This is a genomic window from Enterobacter cloacae complex sp. IR53030, assembly GCF_049238365.1.
Taxonomy (GTDB): Bacteria; Pseudomonadota; Gammaproteobacteria; order Enterobacterales; family Enterobacteriaceae; genus Enterobacter; species Enterobacter kobei.
The window spans coordinates 86,598-109,727 of record NZ_JBMKHA010000001.1 but is presented as its reverse complement, the minus strand read 5'-3'; the positions used below and the strand labels follow the sequence as shown (position 1 = coordinate 109,727).

Here is a 23,130-nt window from a genome sequence, read left to right as displayed (position 1 = left end):
CCGTTTTTATTGTTTTCTCCCTCTCCCCGTGGGAGAGGGCCGGGGTGAGGGCATCAGCCCGCACCGATAACGCACTTACGCGTTCTTCAGCACTTCGCTGACAATCTCTACGGCTTCTTTCTCAATCTGCTGACGGTGCTCAGCGCCGAGGAAGCTTTCGCAATAGATTTTATACGCGTCTTCCGTACCGGATGGACGTGCAGCGAACCAGCCGTTGTCGGTCATTACTTTCAGCCCCCCGATAGACGCGCCGTTACCCGGTGCAGCCGTCAGACGCGCGGTGATCGGATCTCCTGCCAGGGTGCTAGCACTGACCATCTCCGGAGAGAGTTTAGACAGCGCCGCTTTCTGGGCTGAGGTCGCGCTCGCCTGAATACGGTTGTAGCTTGGCGCACCAAAACGTGCCGCCAGGTCGTTGTAATGTTCCTGCGGGTTCTTACCGGTGACCGCGGTGATCTCCGCCGCCAGCAGGCACATGATGATACCGTCTTTATCGGTTGACCATGGCGTGCCGTCGAAACGCAGGAAGGATGCCCCGGCGCTCTCTTCACCACCGAAGCCGAAGCTGCCGTCGTGCAGACCGTCAACAAACCATTTGAAGCCCACCGGCACTTCCACCAGCTTGCGGCCCAGCGCGTCGACCACGTGGTCGATCATCGCGGAAGAGACCAGCGTTTTACCAACAGCCACCTCTTTGCCCCACTGCGGACGATGCTGGAACAGGTAGTTGATCGCCACAGCCAGATAGTGGTTCGGGTTCATCAGCCCGGCAGGGGTGACGATACCGTGACGGTCATAATCCGGGTCGTTCGCAAACGCCAGATCGAATTTGTCGCGCAGCGCCAGCAGGCCCGCCATCGCACACTCGGAGGAGCAGTCCATACGGATCGCGCCGTCTTTATCCAGGTGCATAAAGCGGAAGGTCTGATCGACGTGATCGTTCACGATGGTCAGATCAAGCTTGTAATGCTCGGCAATGCGTTTCCAGTACTCGATACCGGAACCGCCCAGCGGGTCCACGCCCAGCTTCAAACCTGCTTTCTGAATCGCCGCCATGTCGACGATATCCGCCAGCCCTTCCACGAACGGCTGAACCAGATCCTGCTCTTTTACGTGACCGGACGCCATTGCTGCATCCAGAGAGATGCGTTTCACGCCTTTCAGACCGTCAGCCAACAGCGCGTTTGCGCGGTCTTCTACCACTTTGGTGACGTTAGTATCTGCCGGGCCACCGTTAGGCGGGTTGTATTTAATGCCCCCGTCTTCCGGCGGGTTGTGGGATGGAGTGATAACAATCCCGTCAGCCAGCGCGCCACCTTTTTTGTTGTGCACCAGGATAGCGTTAGACACCGCCGGCGTTGGCGTGAAGCCGTTATTCTCCTGCACAATCACGTCGACGCCGTTTGCCGCCAGCACTTCCAGCACAGAGATGAACGCCGGTTCAGACAGCGCATGGGTATCTTTCCCCACGTAGCACGGACCGGTAACGCCGTTTTTAGCGCGCTCTTCCGCAATGGCCTGAGCAATGGCCAGAATGTGCGGTTCGTTAAAGCTATGGCGTGCCGCGCTACCGCGGTGACCAGATGTACCAAACTTCACTGCGTGTTCTGCGTTGCCCACGACCGGTTTCAGCACGTAATACTGCGCGGTCAGCTGAGCGACGTTAATCAAATCGCTTTGTTGTGCAGGTTGGCCTGCACGGCTGTGATTTGCCATTACCGGGTCCTTCTGATGCAAGGGTTAAATTGTACCGCAAACCTTTTCAATCAATTCCGCCGGGAACTGCATGGACTGCATGATGTGTTCAATCATGCTGCACTTGCGGCCCGTATTGGTATTGGTGATCACCCAGTATGGGGTGCCAGGGACATGTTTAGGTTTGGTTTGGTTGCCATTTTGCAGCAGCGTTTGCTCGTCACCCGCGAAATAGACGCGAGTACGACCGTGCAGCGACTCGGTCGCTTCAGCAAACGCTTTGTTATCCAGGGAGTAAAGTGTAGACAGCACCAGCATAAAGCGGTTAACCGCCTTTTTCTGCTCCGCATACTCGTCGGACAGCAGCAGCTCGCGCATCGCGCGTACTTTATCTTTTACCGGCGTCACGGCAGGCTTTGCTTGTGCAACAACGCTCGGCTGAGACACGACATCTTTGGTGACTGGGGTAGCAGGCTGTGAAGCGGCGGAAATTTTAAGCATGCGCCGTAAAATGTCGGACGCGCTCTCCCCGATATGCCGCGTTTGGCTGGCAATATACTGATAGAGTTCGTCATCAACTTCGATTGTTTTCATCTTAATCCAGTGCGATATCTTATCTGAATACAAGTCATTGGGATTATAAGGTCAAATCCCAACAGCGGATAGCGTCAAACCAGGTTGGCGGCAAAAGTCAGATTAAACTGGAACCTTGCGGCCGGGCGGCAGAATGGTCAACATGATACCCTAACCTGACAAACGTAAAAAAAGAACTTTGCCATGAAATTGAATACCCGAGCGCAAACTGCACAATCGCCGAACAATAATTCTCCCATCGTACTGGTTCATGGACTTTTTGGCAGCCTGGATAACCTGGGCGTGCTGGCGCGCGATCTGGTTACCGATCACGATATTTTACAGGTCGATATGCGCAACCACGGACTTTCCGGGCGCGCAGACGAGATGACCTACGCGGCAATGGCGCAGGATCTCCTGGATACGCTCGACGCCCACAACCTGCAGAAAGTGACCCTCATCGGGCATTCGATGGGTGGTAAAGCGGTCATGGCGCTCACGGCACTGGCACCTGAGCGAATTTCCGGGCTGGTGGTGATTGATGTCGCCCCAGTGGATTACGACGTTCGCCGTCACGATGAGATCTTCGCGGCAATTAATGCGGTGACGGAGGCCGGCGTTTCCACCCGTCAGCAGGCAGCAGCCGTGATGCGTGAGCATCTTGATGAAGAAGGCGTGGTGCAATTCCTGCTGAAGTCGTTTGTTGAGGGGCAATGGCGTTTTAACGTCCCGGTGCTGTGGGACCAGTATAATAACATCGTTGGCTGGGAGGCCGTCCCCGCCTGGCCGCATCCTACCCTCTTCATTCGCGGCGGTAACTCGCCTTACGTTACTGATGCTTACCGCGACACGCTGCTGGCACAATTCCCGCAGGCGCGCGCCCATGTAATTGCCGGTGCCGGGCATTGGGTACATGCGGAAAAACCTGATGCAGTCCTGCGCGCCATTCGTCGCTATCTCACTGATACGGCAAATTGATTAAAAAGAGAGCGACTGGAAGACGACGGGCTTCCAGTCGTTGGCGTGCCGTTTTTGCTGATGTATGATGGCGCGCTTATCGCCCGGGCATTAGCAGGGCGGCGTGTTTCCCCCGAAGTCTCTGAATCATGGCCAAAGAACAAACGGACCGTACGACACTAGATCTGTTCGCGAATGAGCGTCGACCGGGACGACCGAAAACGAATCCGCTTTCGCGCGACGAACAGCTGCGTATTAATAAACGCAACCAGCTTAAACGCGATAAAAATCGTGGGCTTAAGCGTGTCGAATTGAAGCTCAACGCTGACGCTGTCGATGCGCTTAACGAGCTGGCGGAAGCGCGTAATATCAGCCGCAGCGAGCTCATTGAAGAGATGCTGATCGCCCAGCTTGAGACATTGCGCAGCCAGGCATAAGTCTGAAAAACCCCTTTTTTACCCTTTTCATGTAGCACAGAGTGCAGTCCTGCGCGATAGCGGTTTCCGCAGGGTTGCCTGTTCTGCTATTATTGCCCTTATCCGTGGCCGAATTGCGCCACCATACCATTAAGTTTCAAGAGGTTATTTTACTCATGGCAATCATCGGCATTTTCTTCGGCAGTGATACCGGCAATACCGAAAATATCGCAAAAAACATTCAGAAACAGCTCGGTAAAGACGTTGCTGATGTGCATGACATCGCCAAGAGCAGCAAAGAAGATCTCGAGGGCTACGACATTCTGCTGCTGGGTATTCCAACCTGGTACTACGGTGAAGCACAGTGCGACTGGGATGATTTCTTCCCAACGCTGGAAGAGGTGGACTTCAACGGCAAGCTGGTTGCCCTGTTTGGCTGTGGCGATCAGGAAGACTATGCCGAGTACTTCTGCGACGCGCTGGGCACCATCCGCGACATCATTGAGCCGAACGGCGCCGTTATTGTCGGTCACTGGCCCACTGCCGGTTACCACTTTGAAGCCTCCAAAGGTCTTGCCGATGACGATCACTTCGTGGGTCTGGCCATCGACGAAGACCGTCAGCCTGAGCTCACCGCTGAGCGCGTAGAGAAGTGGGTTAAGCAGATCCGTGAAGAACTGCACCTGGACGATATTCTCAACGCCTGATTTTCGCGGCGCAACGGCGGTTGCGCCCGTTTTCCAGGTAAAACCGATTAAATTAATTGCTACAAACTTTTAACTTTTTCGCTCAGACCTGTACAATGTTTCCCTGGTAAAATGTGGTTTTCATTTCACAAGTTTGTCGGTGATACCCCATTTTTATAAGCATACTTTGCCTGAGACTTGCAGTTTTCATTTAGCCGTGGCAGTTCTATAATGAGACGCAATATCCAAGGTGCATTTTCTGTCACTTCTTTCAGAAGTGAATCGTTTAGCAACAGGACAGATTCCGCATGACTGACAACAATACCGCATTAAAGAAGGCTGGCCTGAAAGTAACGCTTCCTCGGTTAAAAATCCTCGAAGTGCTTCAGGGTCCAGACAACCACCATGTCAGTGCGGAAGACCTCTATAAACGTCTTATCGACATGGGTGAAGAGATTGGTCTGGCCACCGTTTATCGCGTGCTGAACCAGTTTGATGACGCGGGCATTGTTACCCGTCATAATTTCGAAGGCGGTAAATCTGTATTCGAACTGACCCAGCAACATCACCACGATCACCTGATCTGCCTCGATTGCGGCAAGGTCATTGAATTCAGCGATGATTCCATCGAATCGCGTCAGCGTGAAATCGCCGCTCGTCATGGCATCCGCCTGACCAACCACAGCCTGTACCTGTATGGTCACTGCGCTGAAGGTGATTGCCGCGAAAATGAACACGCGCACGACGCAAAATAAGTCACGTTCATACTCTGAGCCAGCCGTAAGGCTGGCTTTTTTTTGCCTTAAAAAACCCGGTGGCGCAGCGCCTGGGCCTACGGACTATGACGCCTTTGTAGGCCCGGTAAGCGCAGCGCCACCGGGCGTAAAGCAACTTAATTATTGTTATTGCGTATCTCGTTCCAGATCTTATCGCAACGCTTCGCGACTTCCTGATCGTTACCCGTTTTACGCGCCTGGATACAGGCCTGATAATCCATCACACGAATATTCTCCTGCGTCGCGAATTGCTCATGCGCCTTCTCTTTCTTCAGCACATTCAGTACGCTCTGACAGGCTTCAATTTTCTCCGGCGAGCCTTGTGCGGTATTAATACAGGCGCTGTAAGCCTCCTTTAGCCTGGAATCTTCCTTCGGTGCCTGAGGCTGAGCGCAGGCCACCAGCCCCGATGCAAGCATCGCGACAATTACGATTTTTTTCATCATATGCAGTCTCCGGTCCGGCGGGCCTTAACCCGCCGGAAGATTCATCAGAAGATGGTGAATGGGGCAATAACCATGAATTTCACGTCACGTTCATCCTGGAAGATGTTGCCGTAACCGCCCGCATAGCTCGGGATATCGGAGTGGTTGTCATACTGAGTGAAGTGCAGTTTGAACATCGTGCCCTTCGCGCGCCCATCCTGCAGGGTATAGATAGCATCCAGGCTGTAGGAGGACTCTTTCAGGCGATAGTTTGGATCGTAGTACGCATCCGGCGTGGCCATGTCGCCAGGTTTTGCGTCCCAGGCGTAAGCGTAAGAAGCGCCCACTGCCCAACCCGGCAGGTTCCAGTTTTTCAGATCATACATTGCGCCGAAGAAGACCGCTTTTTCACCATCGGCGTTGAAGTCTGAGCGGTTATCCCACCAGATATCCAGACGACCGTTAGATGACGCGTAAGTTGGCGTCATACGTTGCAGGAAGTAGCCCTGCTGCCCTTCCGCCTTCACCCATGTCCCTTCCAGGCGTAAATCAACCTGGCCCACTTTATAGCCGAAAGTCAGCGCCTGCAGCCACGCGGTGCCGTCATAAATGTCGTTGACGCCGCCATCGCTGACCTTGTCACGCGTACCATAGAACTGGTAGCTGGTGCTCAGCGGACTTCCTGCGATATCAAATTTGTAGCTGGCTTTAGCAAAATACTGATCGATATAGCCTTCCGCCTGACCAAATGCGGCTTCCAGTACCAGATCGTTTTTAAAGTCGTATTTCGCGCCCAGCGAGTGGAGATAATCGACTTTGGTTTTCTTATCGTTCTGGTAGAACTTGTCCATTTCAATGTGCCATGGAGCCTTATACTCGTTGGTCCACATATAGGAGAAGCTCAACGCACCCGCATCACCATAGTCAAAGTTCGCCCCGGCTTCTGCGCCCTGATAGGTACCTGGCATGAAGCTCCAGTGTGGTGCTAACAGCGTCTGGCCGGTTGGCTGAATATACCCTCCACGCGCCCAGACCGGGCCGTATTTAAATTTCGCTGCGGCCTTGTACAGGCTGATACCACTCTTATCACCGGACCAGTCTTCATCGTAAGCTTTGTTGCTGGAGGAGAAGGCAATTTCGTTAGGGTGGCCGCTGTCGCCGTTTTCCGCCATTTCAATCGCGGTGAATGCAGCGATATCCAGGCCGAACATATCTGCGGCATAGCCTGACTGGAAGTCCAGGTTGGCGTTCCATGTGGAGTGAGAAAGGTTGGTTTTATATTTGTCTTCGGCGACGTCTTTACGGTCACGTTCACGCTGCCAGTAATAGATGCCGCCCGTGAGGGTAGAATCGTCGATGAAACCCGCAGCTTTCGCCTCAGGTGTAACAACCAGGCCAGACATTGCTGTCACACCGGCAATAGCCAGCGCCAGCGCACTACGTTTGCCACTGAACGTACGCATAGATTATTCCTCTTTGACGAATTAAAGCGCCTAAAACGGCGAAAATAAAAAAGACCAGGCGGTCAGGGGTAGTTATAAATACCCTCGAATTAACTACCGTCTTTAGGTTATTTTTCGCGACGCGAATTATCAATGCTTTTCATCAGGCAAAAGTCAGGATTATGACGAAGTGCACATAATTGGTAGTGCTTTGTAACATTTGGCCGGAAGCGTGATTTGGCGGGGGTATAGCAGCGTATTTCAGGGTATTAGAACATTAGAAATCGCGTATTTTGCGAAATTTGCCATTTTCAAAAACAGACAAAATTTTTTAAAAAAAATAAGTAGCACCACATTGACCAAAAATAACGGCGGACATTTTTACAACGCCACTTTAACGATATGATCATTAATAAAAAAAACGCCGCAATAAACGGCGTTTGTTTCTCATTGACCAGAGCGGCGTTATTATTCGCCGATCTTGGTCCAGGTGTCACGCAGACCGACGGTGCGGTTAAATACCGGTTTTTCCGCAGTGCTGTAACGGCTGTCCAGGCAGAAGTAACCTTCACGCTCGAACTGGAACGCTTTACCTGCTTCAGCTGTTTTCAGCGATGGCTCAGCATAACCCTGTTTGATCACCAGAGATTCCGGGTTGATCGTCGCCAGGAAGTCTTCCGCCGCACCCGGGTTAGGCACGCTGAAAAGACGATCGTACAGACGGATTTCTACCGGCAGCGCGTGAGAAGCGCTTACCCAGTGGATAACGCCTTTCACCTTGCGACCATCGGCAGGATCTTTGCTCAGCGTTTCGGCATCGTATGAACAGAAGATGGTGGTGATATTCCCTTCTGCATCTTTCTCTACGCGCTCGGCTTTGATCACGTAGGCGTTACGTAGACGGACTTCTTTACCCAGCACCAGACGCTTGTACTGCTTGTTGGCTTCTTCACGGAAGTCAGCGCGGTCGATCCAGATTTCACCGCTGAACGGTACGTCACGGCTTCCCATTTCCGGTTTGTTCGGATGGTTAGGCATGGCAACCAGTTCACTCGCACCCTGAGGATAGTTTTCGATAACCAGTTTTACCGGGTCGATAACTGCCATCGCGCGCGGGGCATTTTCGTTGAGGTCTTCACGAATGCAGGACTCCAGCGATGCCATTTCAATGGTGTTGTCCTGCTTGGTCACGCCGATGCGCTTGCAGAACTCACGAATAGAAGCAGCGGTGTAGCCACGACGACGCAGACCAGAAATGGTCGGCATACGCGGGTCGTCCCAGCCCTCAACGTGCTTGTCAGTCACCAGCAGGTTCAGCTTACGCTTGGACATCACGGTGTATTCCAGATTCAGACGAGAGAACTCGTACTGACGCGGATGCACAGGGATGGTAATGTTATCCAGCACCCAGTCGTACAGGCGACGGTTGTCCTGGAACTCAAGCGTACACAGCGAGTGGGTAATGCCTTCCAGCGCATCGCTGATGCAGTGGGTGAAGTCGTACATCGGGTAGATGCACCACTTGTTACCGGTCTGGTGGTGTTCAGCAAACTTAATGCGGTACAGCACCGGATCGCGCATCACGATGAACGGAGAAGCCATGTCGATTTTGGCACGCAGACAGGCTTTGCCTTCTTCAAAGCCACCCGCACGCATTTTTTCAAACAGCGCCAGGTTCTCTTCCACGCTGCGATCGCGGAACGGACTGTTTTTGCCAGGCTGCGTCAGCGTACCGCGGTATTCACGGATTTCATCCGCGGACAGTTCATCGACGTACGCCAGACCTTTGTTGATCAGCTCAACCGCGTAAGCGTACAGCTGATCAAAATAGTCAGAGGAGTAGCAGATATCGCCAGACCAGTTGAAGCCCAGCCATTGCACGTCGTTCTTGATGGACTCAACGTATTCGATGTCTTCTTTTACTGGGTTGGTGTCATCGAAACGCAGGTTGCACTGCCCCTGATAGTCTTGCGCAATGCCAAAGTTCAGGCAGATGGATTTCGCATGACCAATATGCAGGTAGCCGTTCGGCTCCGGCGGGAAGCGGGTATGCACCGTGGTGTGCTTACCACTGGCCAGATCTTCATCGATGATCTGACGAATAAAGTTACTCGGGCGGGCTTCAGCCTCACTCATCGTGGATTCCTCAAAGCGTAAACAACGTATAACGGCATATGATCTTATAAGCCGGACGTAGTGACAACCCTTAGTTACGGAAAATACGTATCAGATGAAAATAATGGGGGCATTTGCTGCAAAAAAAAGCGGCGGAGGATATCCCCCGCCGCTTAAGGCATGACTCTACTCAGGAGCGATTACTTGCCTTTAATCTCATACAGCGGCGTTTGACCTGCAACCACCTGACCTTTTGCCTGAATAACCAGGCCACTGAAGTCGTCGATGTTGCTGCAAACAACCGGACTGATCATGGAGCGTGCATTGGCGTTCAGGAAGTCCAGATCCATCTCCAGAACCGGCTGCCCGGCCACCACTTCAGCGCCCTCTTCCACCAAACGAGTAAAGCCTTTACCCTCCAGCGCAACGGTATCGATGCCCATGTGGACAACAATCTCCGCGCCATTTTCGGTTTCGAGGCAGAACGCGTGGTTGGTGTTGAAAATCTTCACGATAGTACCCGCAGCAGGAGAGACGACGGTTTTGTCCGTTGGTTTCACCGCCACGCCGTCGCCTACCGCTTTACTGGCGAACGCTTCGTCAGGCACTTGTTCAAGGTCAACGACCTCACCCGTTACCGGAGAGACCAGAGCCGCCACCGTCACGGCGTTAGGCACGGCCTGTGGCTTCGCGGCCGGAGTCGCCGTTGCCGCAGGTGCGCTGTCAGCTGATGCCGCTGCGACCGGGCCACGCGCAACCACTTTCTTCATTTCGTCACCGATGGATTCCGCTTTGGCGCCCACGATAACCTGGATAGTTTGTTTGTTCAGTTTAACGACGCCAGATGCGCCAAGGCGTTTACACATTGCATCGCTTACGCGAGCGGAGTCACCCACGGTCAGACGCAGACGGGTAATACAGGCATCAATGGCTTTCAGGTTGTCGGTACCGCCGACTGCGGCAATGTAGCTGGTTGCCAGCTGAGTTAAACCTTCTTCGGTATTGCTGTTGGCTTCACTGGTCACGACGTCATCAGTGGTATCTTCGCGGCCCGGCGTTTTGAGGTTAAACATACGGATAACCGCGCTGAACAGAACGAAGTAGATAACGAAGAAGGCCGCACCCATCACCACCAGCATCCAGACGTTCTTGCTTGCCGCTGGCAGGTTGTACATCAGCACGTAGTCGATCGCGCCTGCAGAGAAGGAGAAGCCCGCATGGATGCCCAGCAGAGTCGCCACGAACAGGCTGATACCGGTTAACACCGCGTGCATCAGGTACAGCAGCGGAGCCAGGAACATGAACAGGAATTCCAGAGGCTCGGTCACACCGGTCAGGAATGCGGTAATGGCGACTGACAGCAGCATACCGCCGACCATTGGACGACGCGCTTTCGGCGCAGCCAGGTACATGGCCAGCGCAGCGCCCGGCAGACCAAACATCATGATTGGGAAGAAGCCGGACATAAACATGCCCGCGGTGCCATCACCCGCGTAGAAGCGGTTAATGTCGCCGTGGAAAACGGTACCCGCCGCATTGGTAAACTCACCAATCTGGAACCAGGCGATGGTGTTCAGAACCTGATGCAGACCGGTTGGGATCAACAGACGGTTAATGAAGCCGAAGATGCCCGCACCCATCGCACCCGCAGAGACGATCCACTCGCCGCCCGCATGGATAGCATGCTGCACTGGCGGCCAGACGTAGCCAAAGATCGCGGCGAGAACCAGACAGAAGAAGCCGGTCGCGATTGGCACGAAGCGTTTGCCACCAAAGAAGCTGAGGAAGTCTGGCAGCTTGATGTTTGCCCAGCGGTTATATACCGCACCGCCGACCAGACCGGTAATGATACCCGCCAGTACGCCCATGTTGATTTCCGGGTTAATCGTTACCATCGCTTTCGTCAGGATGAAGTAACCGACCGCCCCTGCCAGCGCTGCGGCCCCCGCACTGTCTTTAGACCAGCTGGAAGCAACGCCGATGGCGAAAATCAGCGCCAGGTTGTCAAAGATTGCGCCGCCAGCCTGGGCGATAAACGGCACGTTGAGAAGATCGGGTTGCCCGAATCGCAGCAGCAGCGCTGCAACCGGTAGCACGGCGATAGGGAGCTGCAAAGCCCTACCGAGGCGCTGGAAAAAACCTAAAATATTCATCCTATTCCCCCTACGAGACCCTTTCCAGGCTCGCGCATTAACTATGTTTTTATTGTGTTGCTAACGATAAGTACCGTCGATAATTCACTGGCAGTGTGAGTGTGTGAAAAATTAATTCGTATCGCAAATTAAACACCCATTTTTTGTGATTTTTGTCACCAAATATCGTATTAAGCCCTCCCTTTCACTGGCTAACAGCGAAAACTTATTTTATCATTCAAAAAATCAAGACGGATTGATCCAGCCTGAAAGGTTCCAGGTTACGCTTAAGTATCAGGTTCCGGTAGCCATCCGCCCACTCTTCTACTTTAACTCTTGAGGTGAACAATGAGACTGATTCCCCTGGCAACTGCTGAACAAGTCGGTAAATGGGCCGCTCGCCATATCGTTAACCGCATTAATGCCTTCAAGCCTACCGCCGATCGTCCTTTCGTTCTTGGCCTGCCAACCGGCGGTACTCCGCTGACGGCGTATAAAGCCCTGGTTGAAATGCACAAAGCGGGCCAGGTTAGCTTCAAACATGTTGTGACCTTCAATATGGATGAATATGTCGGCCTGCCAAAAGACCACCCGGAAAGCTACCATAGCTTTATGCACCGGAATTTCTTTGATCACGTTGATATCCCAGCGGAAAATATTAACCTGCTGAATGGAAATGCGCCTGATATTGACGCAGAATGCCGTCAGTACGAAGAAAAAATCCGTTCTTACGGTAAAATCCACCTGTTTATGGGCGGCGTGGGCAACGATGGTCATATCGCGTTTAACGAGCCGGCATCGTCCCTGGCTTCCCGCACGCGTATTAAAACGCTGACCCATGACACCCGCGTGGCAAACTCCCGCTTCTTTGACGGTGATGTGAACCAGGTTCCAAAATACGCCCTGACCGTTGGCGTAGGCACCCTGCTGGATGCCGAAGAAGTGATGATTCTGGTGCTGGGTGGCGTGAAAGCGCAGGCGCTCCAGGCTGCCGTTGAAGGCAACGTTAACCACATGTGGACCATCAGCTGCCTGCAGCTGCATCCAAAATCAGTCATCGTCTGCGACGAACCGTCCACGATGGAGCTGAAAGTGAAAACGCTGAAATACTTCAACGAGTTAGAAGCCGAGAACATCAAAGGTCTGTAATTGATTAACCGCCTCTTCTCAAAGAGGCGGCCGCTTTTTTTAACCGGGGGTCGTTATGTACGCTTTAACCCACGGTCGGATTTATACCGGCCACGAAATTCTGGATGACCATGCGATTGTTATCGCTAATGGCCTGATTGAACGTGTTTGTCCGCTGGCAGAGCTGCCGCCAGGGATTGAACAGCGCTCACTCAATGGAGCAGTAATCTCCCCCGGTTTCATCGACGTACAGCTGAACGGCTGCGGCGGTGTGCAATTCAATGACACTGCCGACGCGGTGACGGTTGAAACGCTGGAAATCATGCAGAAAGCCAACGAGAAATCGGGCTGCACCAGCTATCTGCCAACCCTCATCACCAGCAGTGATGACCTGATGAAACAGGGTATCCGCGTGATGCGCGAATACCTCGCCAAACACCCTAATCAGGCGCTCGGTCTGCACCTGGAAGGGCCATGGCTGAATATCGTGAAGAAAGGCACTCATAACCCGGATTACGTGCGCAAGCCTGACGCTGAACTGGTCGACTACATGTGTGCGAACGCCGATGTGATCGCTAAAGTGACGCTGGCACCAGAGATGACCGGCACTGACGTGATCAGCAAACTGGCTGCCGCCGGGATTGTGGTTTCAGCAGGGCACTCAAACGCCACGCTGAAAGAAGCCAAAGCGGGCTTCCGCGCGGGCATTACCTTCGCCACGCACCTTTACAACGCCATGCCTTATATCACCGGTCGCGAACCGGGTCTGGTCGGGGCGATTCTGGACGAGCCAGACGTCTACTGCGGCATTATTGCTGATGGTATGCATGTGGATTACACCAACATTCGTAATGCCAAGCGCCTGAAAGGTGACAAGCTTTGCCTGGTTACCGATGCCACTGCACCAGCAGGTGCAAATATTGAGCAGTTCATTTTTGCCGGTAAAACAATATACTACCGCAATGGACTGTGTGTGGATGAAAACGGTACGCTGAGCGGTTCCTCTTTAACCATGATTGAAGGGGTGCGTAACCTGGTTGAGCACTGTGGGATTGCGCTTGATGAAGTCCTGCGTATGGCTACCCTTTATCCGGCTCGCGCAATCGGCGTGGATAAACAGCTTGGCGGAATTGCACCGGGTATGGTTGCAAACCTGACGGCATTCACACACGATTATAAAATTATTAAGACCATCGTTAATGGTAACGAGGTCGTCACTGAGTAAGTAAAAGTATGACACCAGGCGGACAAGCTCAAATCGGTAATGTCGATCTCGTTAAACAACTTAACAGTGCGGCGGTATATCGCCTGATTGACCAACACGGGCCAATCTCTCGAATTCAGATAGCCGAACAAAGCCAGCTTGCTCCCGCCAGCGTGACAAAAATTACCCGCCAGCTTATTGAGCGCGGTTTGATCAAAGAAGTCGATCAGCAGGCCTCTACCGGGGGCCGCCGCGCTATCTCCATTATTACCGAAACCCGCAATTTTCAGGCGATTGGCGTTCGGCTCGGCCGTCATGACACCACGCTCACGCTCTACGATCTGAGCAGCAAAGCGATTGCGGAAGAGCACTATCCCCTTCCCGAGCGCACCCAGGAGACGCTGGAGCACGCGCTGCTGAATACCATCGCGCACTTTATTGAGAGCTGTCAGCGTAAGATCCGCGAGCTCATTGCAATTTCAGTGATTTTACCCGGTCTGGTCGACCCGGAAAGCGGCGTGATTCGCTACATGCCGCACATTCAGGTGGAAAACTGGGCGCTGGTCGATGCGCTGGAAAAACGCTTTAAAGTGACCTGTTTTGTCGGCCACGATATTCGTTCTCTGGCACTGGCAGAGCACTACTTTGGTGCGAGTCAGGACTGCGAAGACTCTATTCTGGTGCGTGTCCACCGCGGGACAGGCGCAGGTATTATTTCTAACGGTCGGATTTTTATTGGTCGCAACGGTAACGTCGGCGAGATCGGCCACATTCAGGTCGAGCCGCTGGGCGAACGCTGCCACTGCGGTAACTTCGGCTGCCTTGAAACCATTGCCGCCAACACGGCCATTGAGCAGCGCGTTCGCCATCTGCTTGAACAAGGTTACCAGAGTCGCGTCACGCTGGCTGATTGCAAGATAGGCACCATCTGCAAAGCCGCCAATAAAGGCGACGCGCTGGCCTGTGAGGTGATCGAGCAGGTTGGGCGCCATCTGGGGAAAACTATCGCCATCGCCATTAACCTGTTTAACCCACAAAAAGTGGTGATAGCCGGAGAAATTGTTGAAGCAGAAAAGGTGCTGCTCCCCGCGATTGAAGGCTGTATTAACACCCAGGCGCTGAAAGCATTCCGCCAGAATCTCCCTGTGGTTCGTTCAAAACTTGACCATCGCTCGGCAATTGGCGCTTTTGCGCTGGTGAAACGCGCCATGCTCAACGGTATTCTGCTGCAGCATTTGCTGGAAAGTTGATCGGACCTTATAGTAACGCCTTCTTTTTTTGATGTCGGAACGTCCATGACCATTAAGAATGTAATTTGTGATATCGACGGCGTGCTGATGCACGACAACGTTGCCGTACCAGGTGCTGCGGAGTTTCTTCACCGCATCATCGACAAAGGAATGCCTCTGGTTCTTCTCACGAACTACCCTTCTCAGACCGGTCAGGATCTGGCAAACCGCTTTGCGACGGCGGGCGTCGACGTCCCGGACAGTGTGTTTTATACCTCGGCGATGGCAACGGCGGATTTTCTGAAACGTCAGGAAGGCAAAAAAGCGTATGTGGTCGGCGAAGGCGCGCTGATCCACGAGCTGTATAAAGCGGGCTTTACGATTACCGATGTCAATCCGGACTTCGTGATTGTGGGTGAAACGCGCTCCTATAACTGGGAGATGATGCATAAAGCCTCGTTCTTCGTTGCCAACGGCGCGCGCTTCATTGCCACCAACCCGGATACCCACGGTCGAGGTTTTTATCCGGCCTGTGGCGCGCTGTGTGCCGGTATTGAAAAAATCTCCGGGCGCAAGCCATTCTATGTCGGCAAACCAAGCCCGTGGATCATCCGCGCCGCGCTCAATAAAATGCAGGCCCACTCAGAAGAAACGGTTATTGTCGGCGATAACCTGCGTACGGATATTCTGGCCGGCTTCCAGGCGGGTCTGGAAACCATTCTGGTGCTGTCCGGCGTCTCGCAGCTTGATGACATTGATTCGATGCCGTTCCGACCAAGCTGGATTTACCCCTCCGTCGATGAAATTGACATTATCTGATACCAAACCACGCTCAGGGCGTGGTTTTTCATTTTTAGCCCTTACAAATAAAACCATATCTAACAAAAAGCGCACTTTATTGCATAATCATCAATAAAAGTGTTCATGGCGTACTCTTTTTTCACTATTCCGCAATCACCATTGCACTATTTCCGTTTTCGCCCGTAAATCTCTTGCGCCCCTTCTCCCTTTGCGGCATTTTCATAAGCAAGCAACATTACAAAGCAACAGGGTTAACGGAGAAGGTTATGTGTTCAATTTTTGGCGTACTGGATATTAAAACTGACGCGGGCGAACTGCGTAAAAAAGCACTCGAACTGTCCCGCCTGATGCGCCATCGCGGCCCGGACTGGTCAGGCGTTTACGCCAGTGATAAAGCGATTCTGGCTCACGAACGTCTGTCTATCGTAGACGTCAACGCCGGTGCACAGCCGCTGTATAACGAGAAAAAAACGCACGCGCTGGCTGTTAACGGTGAAATCTATAACCATCAGGCACTGCGCGCCGAGTACGGCGACCGCTACGCCTTCCAGACCGGGTCTGACTGTGAAGTGATTCTGGCGCTCTATCAGGAGAAAGGTCCGGAATTCCTGGACGACCTGCAGGGTATGTTTGCCTTCGCCCTGTACGATAGCGAAAAAGACGCGTATCTGATTGGCCGCGACCATATCGGCATTATCCCGCTGTACATGGGCCACGATGAACACGGCAACTTCTATGTTGCCTCTGAAATGAAAGCCCTGGTACCGGTCTGCCGCACCATTAAAGAGTTCCCGGCAGGCAGCTATCTGTGGAGTAAAGACGGTGAGATCCGTCCGTACTACCAGCGCGACTGGTTCGATTATGACGCGGTTAAAGACAACGTGACGGATAAAGCCGAGCTGCGTCAGGCGCTGGAAGATTCCGTGAAAAGCCACCTGATGTCAGACGTACCTTATGGCGTGCTGCTCTCCGGCGGTCTGGACTCCTCCGTGATCTCCGCGATCACCAAGAAATTCGCCGCTCGCCGCGTGGAAGATCAGGAGCGCTCCGAAGCCTGGTGGCCGCAGCTGCACTCCTTTGCCGTGGGTCTTGAAGGGGCACCTGACCTGAAAGCTGCGCAGGAAGTGGCAAACCATCTGGGCACCGTGCACCATGAAATTCACTTCACCGTGCAGGAAGGCCTGGATGCAATCCGCGATGTGATCTATCACATTGAAACTTATGATGTTACTACCATTCGTGCCTCAACACCGATGTACCTGATGTCGCGTAAGATTAAAGCGATGGGCATCAAGATGGTGCTGTCCGGTGAAGGTTCTGACGAAGTGTTTGGAGGCTACCTGTACTTCCATAAAGCGCCAAACGCCAAAGAACTGCATGAAGAGACCGTGCGTAAATTGCAGGCACTGCATATGTTTGACTGTGCACGTGCCAACAAAGCAATGTCGGCATGGGGAGTGGAAGCGCGTGTCCCGTTCCTGGATAAGAAATTCCTCGACGTGGCGATGCGTATCAACCCACAGGACAAAATGTGCGGCAACGGTAAAATGGAAAAACATATCCTGCGCGAATGTTTTGAATCATACCTGCCCGCGAGCGTGGCGTGGCGTCAGAAAGAGCAGTTCTCTGATGGTGTAGGTTACAGCTGGATCGACACCCTGAAAGAGGTGGCAGCAAAACAGATTTCCGACCAGCAACTGGAAACGGCAAGCTTCCGCTTCCCGTACAACACGCCGGGCTCGAAAGAAGCGTATCTGTACCGTGAAATCTTTGAAGAGCTGTTCCCGGTGCCGAGTGCGGCAGAGTGTGTTCCGGGTGGCCCATCCGTCGCCTGCTCGTCTGCCAAAGCGATTGAATGGGATGAATCTTTCAAAGCGATGAACGATCCATCAGGCCGCGCGGTAGGCGTTCACCAGTCTGCCTACAAATAATCGCGACGATTCTAATCAGGCCCCTCTGGGGCCTTTTTTTTGCCTTGCATTTCACTCTCGAAAAACGATTAATAACCAATAATTGCCGAATATTCGGTCACGCTGTTCGCAACCTAACCAAACAGTCACATTCCGGCTATTTTCGTTGAAAAAGGTGTTGACGCTGCAAGGGTCTATACGCATAATGCGCCCCGCAACGCCGATAAGGTAACGCGAAAAAAGATGGCTACGTAGCTCAGTTGGTTAGAGCACATCACTCATAATGATGGGGTCACAGGTTCGAATCCCGTCGTAGCCACCATCTTTTTTGCGGGAGTGGCGAAATTGGTAGACGCACCAGATTTAGGTTCTGGCGCCGCAAGGTGTGCGAGTTCAAGTCTCGCCTCCCGCACCATTCCCAGGTAAGCGTTGCACGGATGGGGTATCGCCAAGCGGTAAGGCACCGGTTTTTGATACCGGCATTCCCTGGTTCGAATCCAGGTACCCCAGCCATATTTCTTCGATTTTGCGGTTCTCCGCGGTATTGGGGTATCGCCAAGCGGTAAGGCACCGGTTTTTGATACCGGCATTCCCTGGTTCGAATCCAGGTACCCCAGCCATATTTCTTCGATTTTGCGGTTCTCCGCGGTATTGGGGTATCGCCAAGCGGTAAGGCACCGGTTTTTGATACCGGCATTCCCTGGTTCGAATCCAGGTACCCCAGCCATCGAAGATTGCAGTACTGGCTACGTAGCTCAGTTGGTTAGAGCACATCACTCATAATGATGGGGTCACAGGTTCGAATCCCGTCGTAGCCACCAAATTAAGATTGTCGATTTTTCGGTAATCAAGACAAATTGTTGGGGTATCGCCAAGCGGTAAGGCACCGGATTCTGATTCCGGCATTCCGAGGTTCGAATCCTCGTACCCCAGCCAATTTAAAAAGTCGTTAAGCAGTTTGTTTAACGCAATTGGGGTGTCGCCAAGCGGTAAGGCTCTGGTTTCTGATACCAGCATTCCGGGGTTCGAATCCCTGCACCCCAGCCACTTAAAAACAAATAAGCCCGCTCTGCGGGCTTTTTTGTTTTTGTTGTTTGTGCGGCCTGATGCCCCCTCACCCTACCCCTCTCCCCAAAGGGGCGAGGGAATAGTTGAAGCAGCGATTAAAGTCCGAGAGCGTATTTCAGGGCCTGACGTTTCAACCCACCGGCACGTTCCGCCGCCATTAGGCCAATGTTACGCAGAATACGTACTGGCGCTAAGTCATTGCTGAACCCGGCATAGAACAGATCCATTCCCGACTGCATAATAAAATTATCCGCCATACGTCGCGTCTGGTAACGCTTCAGTACCTGATGGCTGGACCACGCTTCCGCATGCCCGCGCGCATGACTTAAAACGTCCAGTAACGCGTCAACGTCACGATACCCAAGATTTACCCCCTGCCCGGCCAGCGGGTGTATGGTGTGTGCCGCATCCCCCACCAGCGCCAGCCCGTCACGGGCATACTGCAAAGCGTGACGTCGCGTGAGCGGGAATGCGCCAGCGGCGACTGGCGTGATATGCCCCAGACGGCTCGGGAAGTGCAGCAGGATCTCGCGCTGCAGTTGTTCCATTGAAAGCCCTTGTAGCTGGCGAATGCGCGCCGGTTTGTCGTACCACACCAGTGACGCCCAATGATCAAATAGCGGTAAAAAGGCATGCGGGCCATTCGGCGTAAAGTGCTGCCAGGTGCTCTCACCCGGCGAATTCTCACACTGGACGGTAATCAGCATACAAGACTGCTCATACTGCCAGGCATGTACCCCAATACCTGCCATCTGTCTGACCTGAGAATTGGCACCATCCGCCCCGACGACCAGCTTCACAGCCAGCTCATCACCGCTGTCGAGCGTCAGCAAATAGCCGCTTTCGTGAGTATGAAGTGCCTTAAGTGACGCAGGAATACGCAGCGTCACCTTCGGGTGCGCCTCCAGGGCCTGCCAGAGCGCCAGCTGGAGCACATTGTTTTCCACCATGTAGCCCAGGCGCGGCAGCTTCAGCTCCGCAGCATCAAACGCAACGTGGGCATTTTCCCACTCCCAGGTTTCAAGACGGCTGTAGGGATGCGCACGCATCGCCTGCACCGTTTCCCAGACGCCCAGACCGCGCAGCAGATCGACTGACGCCGCGCTGATAGCAGAAATGCGCACATCCGGCTTGCTGGCGGGATCGAATGCCGGCGGTGCAGCCTGTTCAATTACCGTTACCTCAAATCCCTGCTGCGCCAGCCCCAGCGCCAGTGCGCCGCCGACCATACCGCCGCCGACAACGGCAACTTCGGTGTGTTGGAGTGTCATGGTCATTTTTCCTTATTGGAGAATCCCTTAAGTTTACCGGATTTTTGCGGTCCTGAGACACATAACCTTCATACTGGTCACAACCCCACCAAAGCATTACAATACGCGGCTTGCAATCCTGAGCTGAGCAAGTCGATGACTAAAAAACTCCATATAAAAACCTGGGGCTGTCAGATGAACGAATACGATTCATCCAAGATGGCCGATCTGCTGGACACCACCCACGGATACCAGCTGACTGAAAATCCGAAAGAAGCCGACGTGTTGCTGCTGAACACCTGTTCAATTCGTGAAAAAGCGCAGGAAAAAGTCTTCCACGTGTTAGGCCGCTGGAAACTTCTCAAACGAAAAAATCCGGACCTGATCATCGGCGTGGGCGGTTGCGTCGCATCACAGGAAGGTAAGCTGATCCGCCAGAGAGCCCCCTATGTGGATATCGTCTTTGGCCCGCAGACCCTGCACCGCCTGCCGGAGATGATCAACCAGGTTCGCGGTAATCGTAGCCCGGTCGTTGACGTCAGCTTCCCGGAGATCGAGAAATTTGACCGTCTGCCAGAACCGCGCGCAGATGGCCCGACCGCTTTCGTTTCCATCATGGAAGGCTGCAACAAATACTGCACTTACTGTGTGGTGCCTTACACCCGTGGCGAAGAAGTCAGCCGCCCGGCAGACGATATTCTGTTTGAAATCGCGCAGCTTGCCGCGCAGGGCGTTCGCGAAGTGAACCTGCTGGGCCAGAACGTTAACGCCTGGCGTGGGGAGAACTACGACGGCACCACCGGCACCTTTGCTGAACTGCTGCGCCTGGTGGCCGCGATTGACGGTATCGACCGTATTCGCTTTACCACCAGCCATCCGATGGAATTCACCGATGACATCATTGATGTCTATCGCGATACGCCAGAGCTGGTGAGCTTCCTGCATCTGCCGATTCAGTGCGGCTCTGACCGCGTTCTGAACCTGATGGGCCGTCCGCATACGGTTCTGGAGTACAAATCCACCATCCGTAAGCTGCGTGAAGCGCGTCCGGATATCCAGATAAGCTCCGACTTTATTGTCGGCTTCCCAGGTGAAACCGCGGATGACTTCGAGCGCACCATGAAGCTCATTGGTGAAGTGAATTTTGACGTCAGCTACAGCTTTATCTTCTCCGCGCGTCCTGGTACCCCTGCGGCCGATATGGTTGACGATGTGCCGGAAGAAGAGAAAAAGCAGCGTCTGTATATTCTGCAGGAGCGCATCAACCAGCAGGCCAACGCCTGGAGCCGCCGTATGCTCGGCACCGTCCAGCGCATACTGGTAGAAGGCACCTCGCGCAAGAGCATTATGGAACTCTCCGGTCGTACAGAAAACAACCGCGTGGTGAATTTTGAAGGCACCCCGGATATGATCGGTAAATTTGTGGACGTTGAGATTGTCGAAGTGCTCACCAACTCACTGCGTGCGAAAGTGGTCCGCACTGAAGACGAAATGGGCCTGCGTATTGCCGAGTCACCGGAATCCGTCATTTCGCGTACCCGCAAAGAAAACGATTCTGGCGTGGGGATTTACCAGCCTTAATCCTTCGGGCCTGCCGCTTCGGCAGGCCTTGTATTTCCTCTCATCGTCCCCAATATCATCTGCAATGCTTGCGCCTTTATTCTATGGCGTGAATAATTTCGGTAATGACCGTTTTATTACGCCGGGTGGCAGCGGGTCAGCTAACCAATCAAAGAGGAACAGTTTGAACATAGATACGCGTGAAATCAGCCTAACGCCCGCAGACAACGCTCGCCTGCTGAGCCTGTGCGGACCGTTTGATGACAACATCAAACAACTGGAGCGACGTCTGGGTATCGAAATCAATCGTCGCGATAATCACTTCAAACTTACCGGACGCCCTATCTGCGTCAATGCGGCTGCAGATATCCTGCGCAGCCTGTATGTCGATACCGCCCCGATGCGCGGCGAAATTCAGGATATCGAACCGGAACAAATTCACCTCGCCATTAAAGAGGCGCGCGTGCTTGAGCAGAGCGCGGAAAGTGTGCCGGACTACGGTAAGGCCATCAACATCAAGACCAAGCGTGGCGTCATTAAGCCGCGTACGCCAAACCAGGCGCAGTACATCGCCAATATTCTCGACCACGACATCACCTTCGGCGTGGGGCCGGCGGGTACGGGTAAAACCTATCTGGCCGTTGCCGCGGCGGTGGATGCGCTTGAACGTCAGGAAATCCGCCGTATCCTGCTGACCCGTCCGGCGGTGGAAGCGGGTGAAAAACTGGGCTTCCTGCCGGGCGACCTGAGTCAGAAGGTCGACCCGTATCTGCGTCCTTTATACGATGCGCTGTTCGAGATGCTCGGCTTTGAGAAGGTCGAAAAGCTGATTGAGCGTAACGTGATTGAAGTGGCCCCACTCGCCTACATGCGTGGTCGCACGTTAAACGACGCGTTCATCATTCTTGATGAAAGCCAGAACACCACCATCGAACAGATGAAGATGTTCCTGACGCGTATTGGCTTTAACTCGAAAGCGGTCATTACCGGTGACGTTACCCAGATCGACCTGCCGCGCAGCACCAAATCGGGCCTGCGCCACGCCATTGAAGTGCTGGCCGAAGTCGATGAAATCAGCTTTAACTTCTTCCACAGTGAAGACGTGGTACGCCATCCGGTGGTTGCGCGCATCGTTAACGCCTATGAAGCCTGGGAAGAGGCGGATCAAAAACGCAGGGCCGAACTGGCCGCAGAACGTAAGCGCGACGCGCAGGAGCAAGAACAGAAATGAGTCAGGTGATCCTCGATTTACAGCTGGCCTGTGAAGACAATTCCGGTATGCCAGATGAGGCACAGTTTCAGAAATGGCTGGATGCCGTTATCCCCCAGTTTCAGGAAGAATCAGAAGTGACGATTCGCCTGGTGGATGAGGCAGAAAGCCATGAGCTTAACCTGACTTACCGTGGGAAAGATAAGCCAACCAACGTGCTCTCTTTCCCGTTCGAAGCCCCGCCGGGTATCGAGATGCCGCTGCTGGGGGATCTGATCATCTGCCGTCAGGTGGTTGAACAGGAAGCCAAAGAGCAGCAAAAGCCGCTGGAAGCCCACTGGGCGCATATGGTGGTGCATGGCAGCCTGCATCTGCTTGGCTACGATCATATTGAAGATGACGAAGCGGAAGAGATGGAGTCCCTCGAGACAGAGATAATGCTTGCTCTGGGCTATGAGGATCCGTACATTGCCGAGAAAGAATAGTCAGTTAACTTACTGACGACTATGCCGCCGCGCAGGGAATTCGCGTGGCGGTAAATGTTGAACTAACA

19 protein-coding genes and 8 tRNA genes are annotated in these 23,130 nt (G+C 53.5%); 20 read left to right on the top strand and 7 right to left on the bottom strand.

Translation table 11 applies throughout. The features are described 5' to 3' along the window. Positions 1-75: 75 nt before the first annotated feature. Both pgm and seqA read right to left on the bottom strand, forming a co-directional pair. Positions 76-1,716, bottom strand: coding sequence for a phosphoglucomutase (alpha-D-glucose-1,6-bisphosphate-dependent) (gene pgm, locus ACOTXR_RS00565; RefSeq protein ID WP_050862818.1), 1,641 nt, complete (start codon positions 1,714-1,716; stop codon positions 76-78). A 24-nt stretch (positions 1,717-1,740) separates the two neighbouring features. Beyond that, the gene (gene seqA / locus ACOTXR_RS00560; RefSeq protein WP_014883019.1) at positions 1,741-2,289 is read right to left on the bottom strand and encodes a replication initiation negative regulator SeqA; all 549 of its coding nucleotides are present in this window, start codon (positions 2,287-2,289) and stop codon (positions 1,741-1,743) included. Between the two features lie 183 nt (positions 2,290-2,472). On the opposite strand from seqA, the gene ybfF reads away from it, so the two are divergent. The 4 genes from ybfF to fur all read left to right on the top strand — a co-directional run bounded on the left by ybfF (position 2,473) and on the right by fur (position 5,082). Next, positions 2,473-3,246, top strand: a complete 774-nt coding sequence (gene ybfF, locus ACOTXR_RS00555; protein WP_032637188.1) for an esterase — start codon at positions 2,473-2,475, stop codon at positions 3,244-3,246. A 128-nt stretch (positions 3,247-3,374) separates the two neighbouring features. Beyond that, a complete protein-coding gene (ybfE, locus tag ACOTXR_RS00550) occupies positions 3,375-3,662 on the top strand; it encodes a LexA regulated protein (protein WP_014883017.1) in 288 nt (95 codons plus the stop codon). A 155-nt stretch (positions 3,663-3,817) separates the two neighbouring features. Beyond that, the gene (fldA, locus tag ACOTXR_RS00545; protein WP_008501067.1) at positions 3,818-4,348 is read left to right on the top strand and encodes a flavodoxin FldA; all 531 of its coding nucleotides are present in this window, start codon (positions 3,818-3,820) and stop codon (positions 4,346-4,348) included. Positions 4,349-4,635: 287 nt separating this feature from the next. After that, entirely contained in the window at positions 4,636-5,082 is a 447-nt protein-coding gene (fur, locus tag ACOTXR_RS00540) for a ferric iron uptake transcriptional regulator (protein WP_003858655.1), read from the top strand. 137 nt (positions 5,083-5,219) lie between these two features. Here fur and chiQ read toward each other — a convergent pair whose 3' ends face one another. From chiQ to nagE, 4 genes are all read right to left on the bottom strand, one after another. Further along, entirely contained in the window at positions 5,220-5,546 is a 327-nt protein-coding gene (gene chiQ / locus ACOTXR_RS00535; RefSeq protein ID WP_014883016.1) for a ChiQ/YbfN family lipoprotein, read from the bottom strand. Between the two features lie 47 nt (positions 5,547-5,593). Then, positions 5,594-6,991 (bottom strand): chitoporin ChiP, encoded by a 1,398-nt coding sequence (gene chiP / locus ACOTXR_RS00530; protein WP_014883015.1) that lies wholly within the window; start codon positions 6,989-6,991, stop codon positions 5,594-5,596. Positions 6,992-7,438: 447 nt separating this feature from the next. Continuing rightward, the gene (gene glnS, locus ACOTXR_RS00525; protein WP_023332403.1) at positions 7,439-9,106 is read right to left on the bottom strand and encodes a glutamine--tRNA ligase; all 1,668 of its coding nucleotides are present in this window, start codon (positions 9,104-9,106) and stop codon (positions 7,439-7,441) included. A gap of 179 nt (positions 9,107-9,285) precedes the next feature. Continuing rightward, on the bottom strand, positions 9,286-11,238 hold the full coding sequence (gene nagE / locus ACOTXR_RS00520) for a PTS N-acetyl glucosamine transporter subunit IIABC (protein ID WP_023332402.1): 1,953 nt from the start codon (positions 11,236-11,238) through the stop codon (positions 9,286-9,288). 327 nt (positions 11,239-11,565) lie between these two features. On the opposite strand from nagE, the gene nagB reads away from it, so the two are divergent. The 13 genes from nagB to ACOTXR_RS00455 all read left to right on the top strand — a co-directional run bounded on the left by nagB (position 11,566) and on the right by ACOTXR_RS00455 (position 18,536). Then, positions 11,566-12,366, top strand: a complete 801-nt coding sequence (gene nagB / locus ACOTXR_RS00515) for a glucosamine-6-phosphate deaminase (protein ID WP_008501061.1) — start codon at positions 11,566-11,568, stop codon at positions 12,364-12,366. 55 nt (positions 12,367-12,421) lie between these two features. Continuing rightward, the gene (gene nagA, locus ACOTXR_RS00510; RefSeq protein ID WP_058689809.1) at positions 12,422-13,570 is read left to right on the top strand and encodes an N-acetylglucosamine-6-phosphate deacetylase; all 1,149 of its coding nucleotides are present in this window, start codon (positions 12,422-12,424) and stop codon (positions 13,568-13,570) included. Positions 13,571-13,578: 8 nt separating this feature from the next. Beyond that, entirely contained in the window at positions 13,579-14,799 is a 1,221-nt protein-coding gene (gene nagC, locus ACOTXR_RS00505; RefSeq protein ID WP_014883011.1) for a DNA-binding transcriptional regulator NagC, read from the top strand. Positions 14,800-14,844: 45 nt separating this feature from the next. Beyond that, positions 14,845-15,597 carry a ribonucleotide monophosphatase NagD gene (nagD, locus tag ACOTXR_RS00500; protein WP_008501057.1) on the top strand — a complete coding sequence of 251 codons (753 nt, stop codon included), beginning with the start codon at positions 14,845-14,847 and terminating at the stop codon, positions 15,595-15,597. Positions 15,598-15,845: 248 nt separating this feature from the next. Continuing rightward, entirely contained in the window at positions 15,846-17,510 is a 1,665-nt protein-coding gene (asnB, locus tag ACOTXR_RS00495) for an asparagine synthase B (RefSeq protein ID WP_014883010.1), read from the top strand. 224 nt (positions 17,511-17,734) lie between these two features. Then, positions 17,735-17,811, top strand: a tRNA-Met gene (locus tag ACOTXR_RS00490). Positions 17,812-17,819: 8 nt separating this feature from the next. After that, positions 17,820-17,904, top strand: a tRNA-Leu gene (locus tag ACOTXR_RS00485). Positions 17,905-17,927: 23 nt separating this feature from the next. Beyond that, positions 17,928-18,002 (top strand) — tRNA-Gln (locus tag ACOTXR_RS00480). A 32-nt stretch (positions 18,003-18,034) separates the two neighbouring features. Continuing rightward, a tRNA-Gln gene (locus tag ACOTXR_RS00475) sits at positions 18,035-18,109 on the top strand. Positions 18,110-18,141: 32 nt separating this feature from the next. Next, positions 18,142-18,216 (top strand) — tRNA-Gln (locus ACOTXR_RS00470). Between the two features lie 17 nt (positions 18,217-18,233). After that, positions 18,234-18,310, top strand: a tRNA-Met gene (locus ACOTXR_RS00465). Between the two features lie 40 nt (positions 18,311-18,350). Beyond that, a tRNA-Gln gene (locus ACOTXR_RS00460) sits at positions 18,351-18,425 on the top strand. A 36-nt stretch (positions 18,426-18,461) separates the two neighbouring features. Beyond that, positions 18,462-18,536, top strand: a tRNA-Gln gene (locus ACOTXR_RS00455). A 116-nt stretch (positions 18,537-18,652) separates the two neighbouring features. On the opposite strand, the gene ubiF is transcribed toward ACOTXR_RS00455, so the two are convergent. Continuing rightward, complete coding sequence (ubiF, locus tag ACOTXR_RS00450) at positions 18,653-19,828, bottom strand: 3-demethoxyubiquinol 3-hydroxylase (protein WP_058689808.1); 1,176 nt, start codon at positions 19,826-19,828, stop codon at positions 18,653-18,655. Positions 19,829-19,963: 135 nt separating this feature from the next. Between ubiF and miaB the strand changes: the two genes are divergently transcribed. From miaB to ybeY, 3 genes are all read left to right on the top strand, one after another. Continuing rightward, on the top strand, positions 19,964-21,388 hold the full coding sequence (miaB, locus tag ACOTXR_RS00445) for a tRNA (N6-isopentenyl adenosine(37)-C2)-methylthiotransferase MiaB (RefSeq protein WP_014883008.1): 1,425 nt from the start codon (positions 19,964-19,966) through the stop codon (positions 21,386-21,388). Positions 21,389-21,551: 163 nt separating this feature from the next. Continuing rightward, complete coding sequence (locus ACOTXR_RS00440) at positions 21,552-22,598, top strand: PhoH family protein (protein ID WP_014883007.1); 1,047 nt, start codon at positions 21,552-21,554, stop codon at positions 22,596-22,598. After that, on the top strand, positions 22,595-23,062 hold the full coding sequence (ybeY, locus tag ACOTXR_RS00435; RefSeq protein WP_008501052.1) for an rRNA maturation RNase YbeY: 468 nt from the start codon (positions 22,595-22,597) through the stop codon (positions 23,060-23,062). Before ACOTXR_RS00440 ends, ybeY begins: the two co-directional genes overlap by 4 nt. Positions 23,063-23,130: the final 68 nt, after the last annotated feature.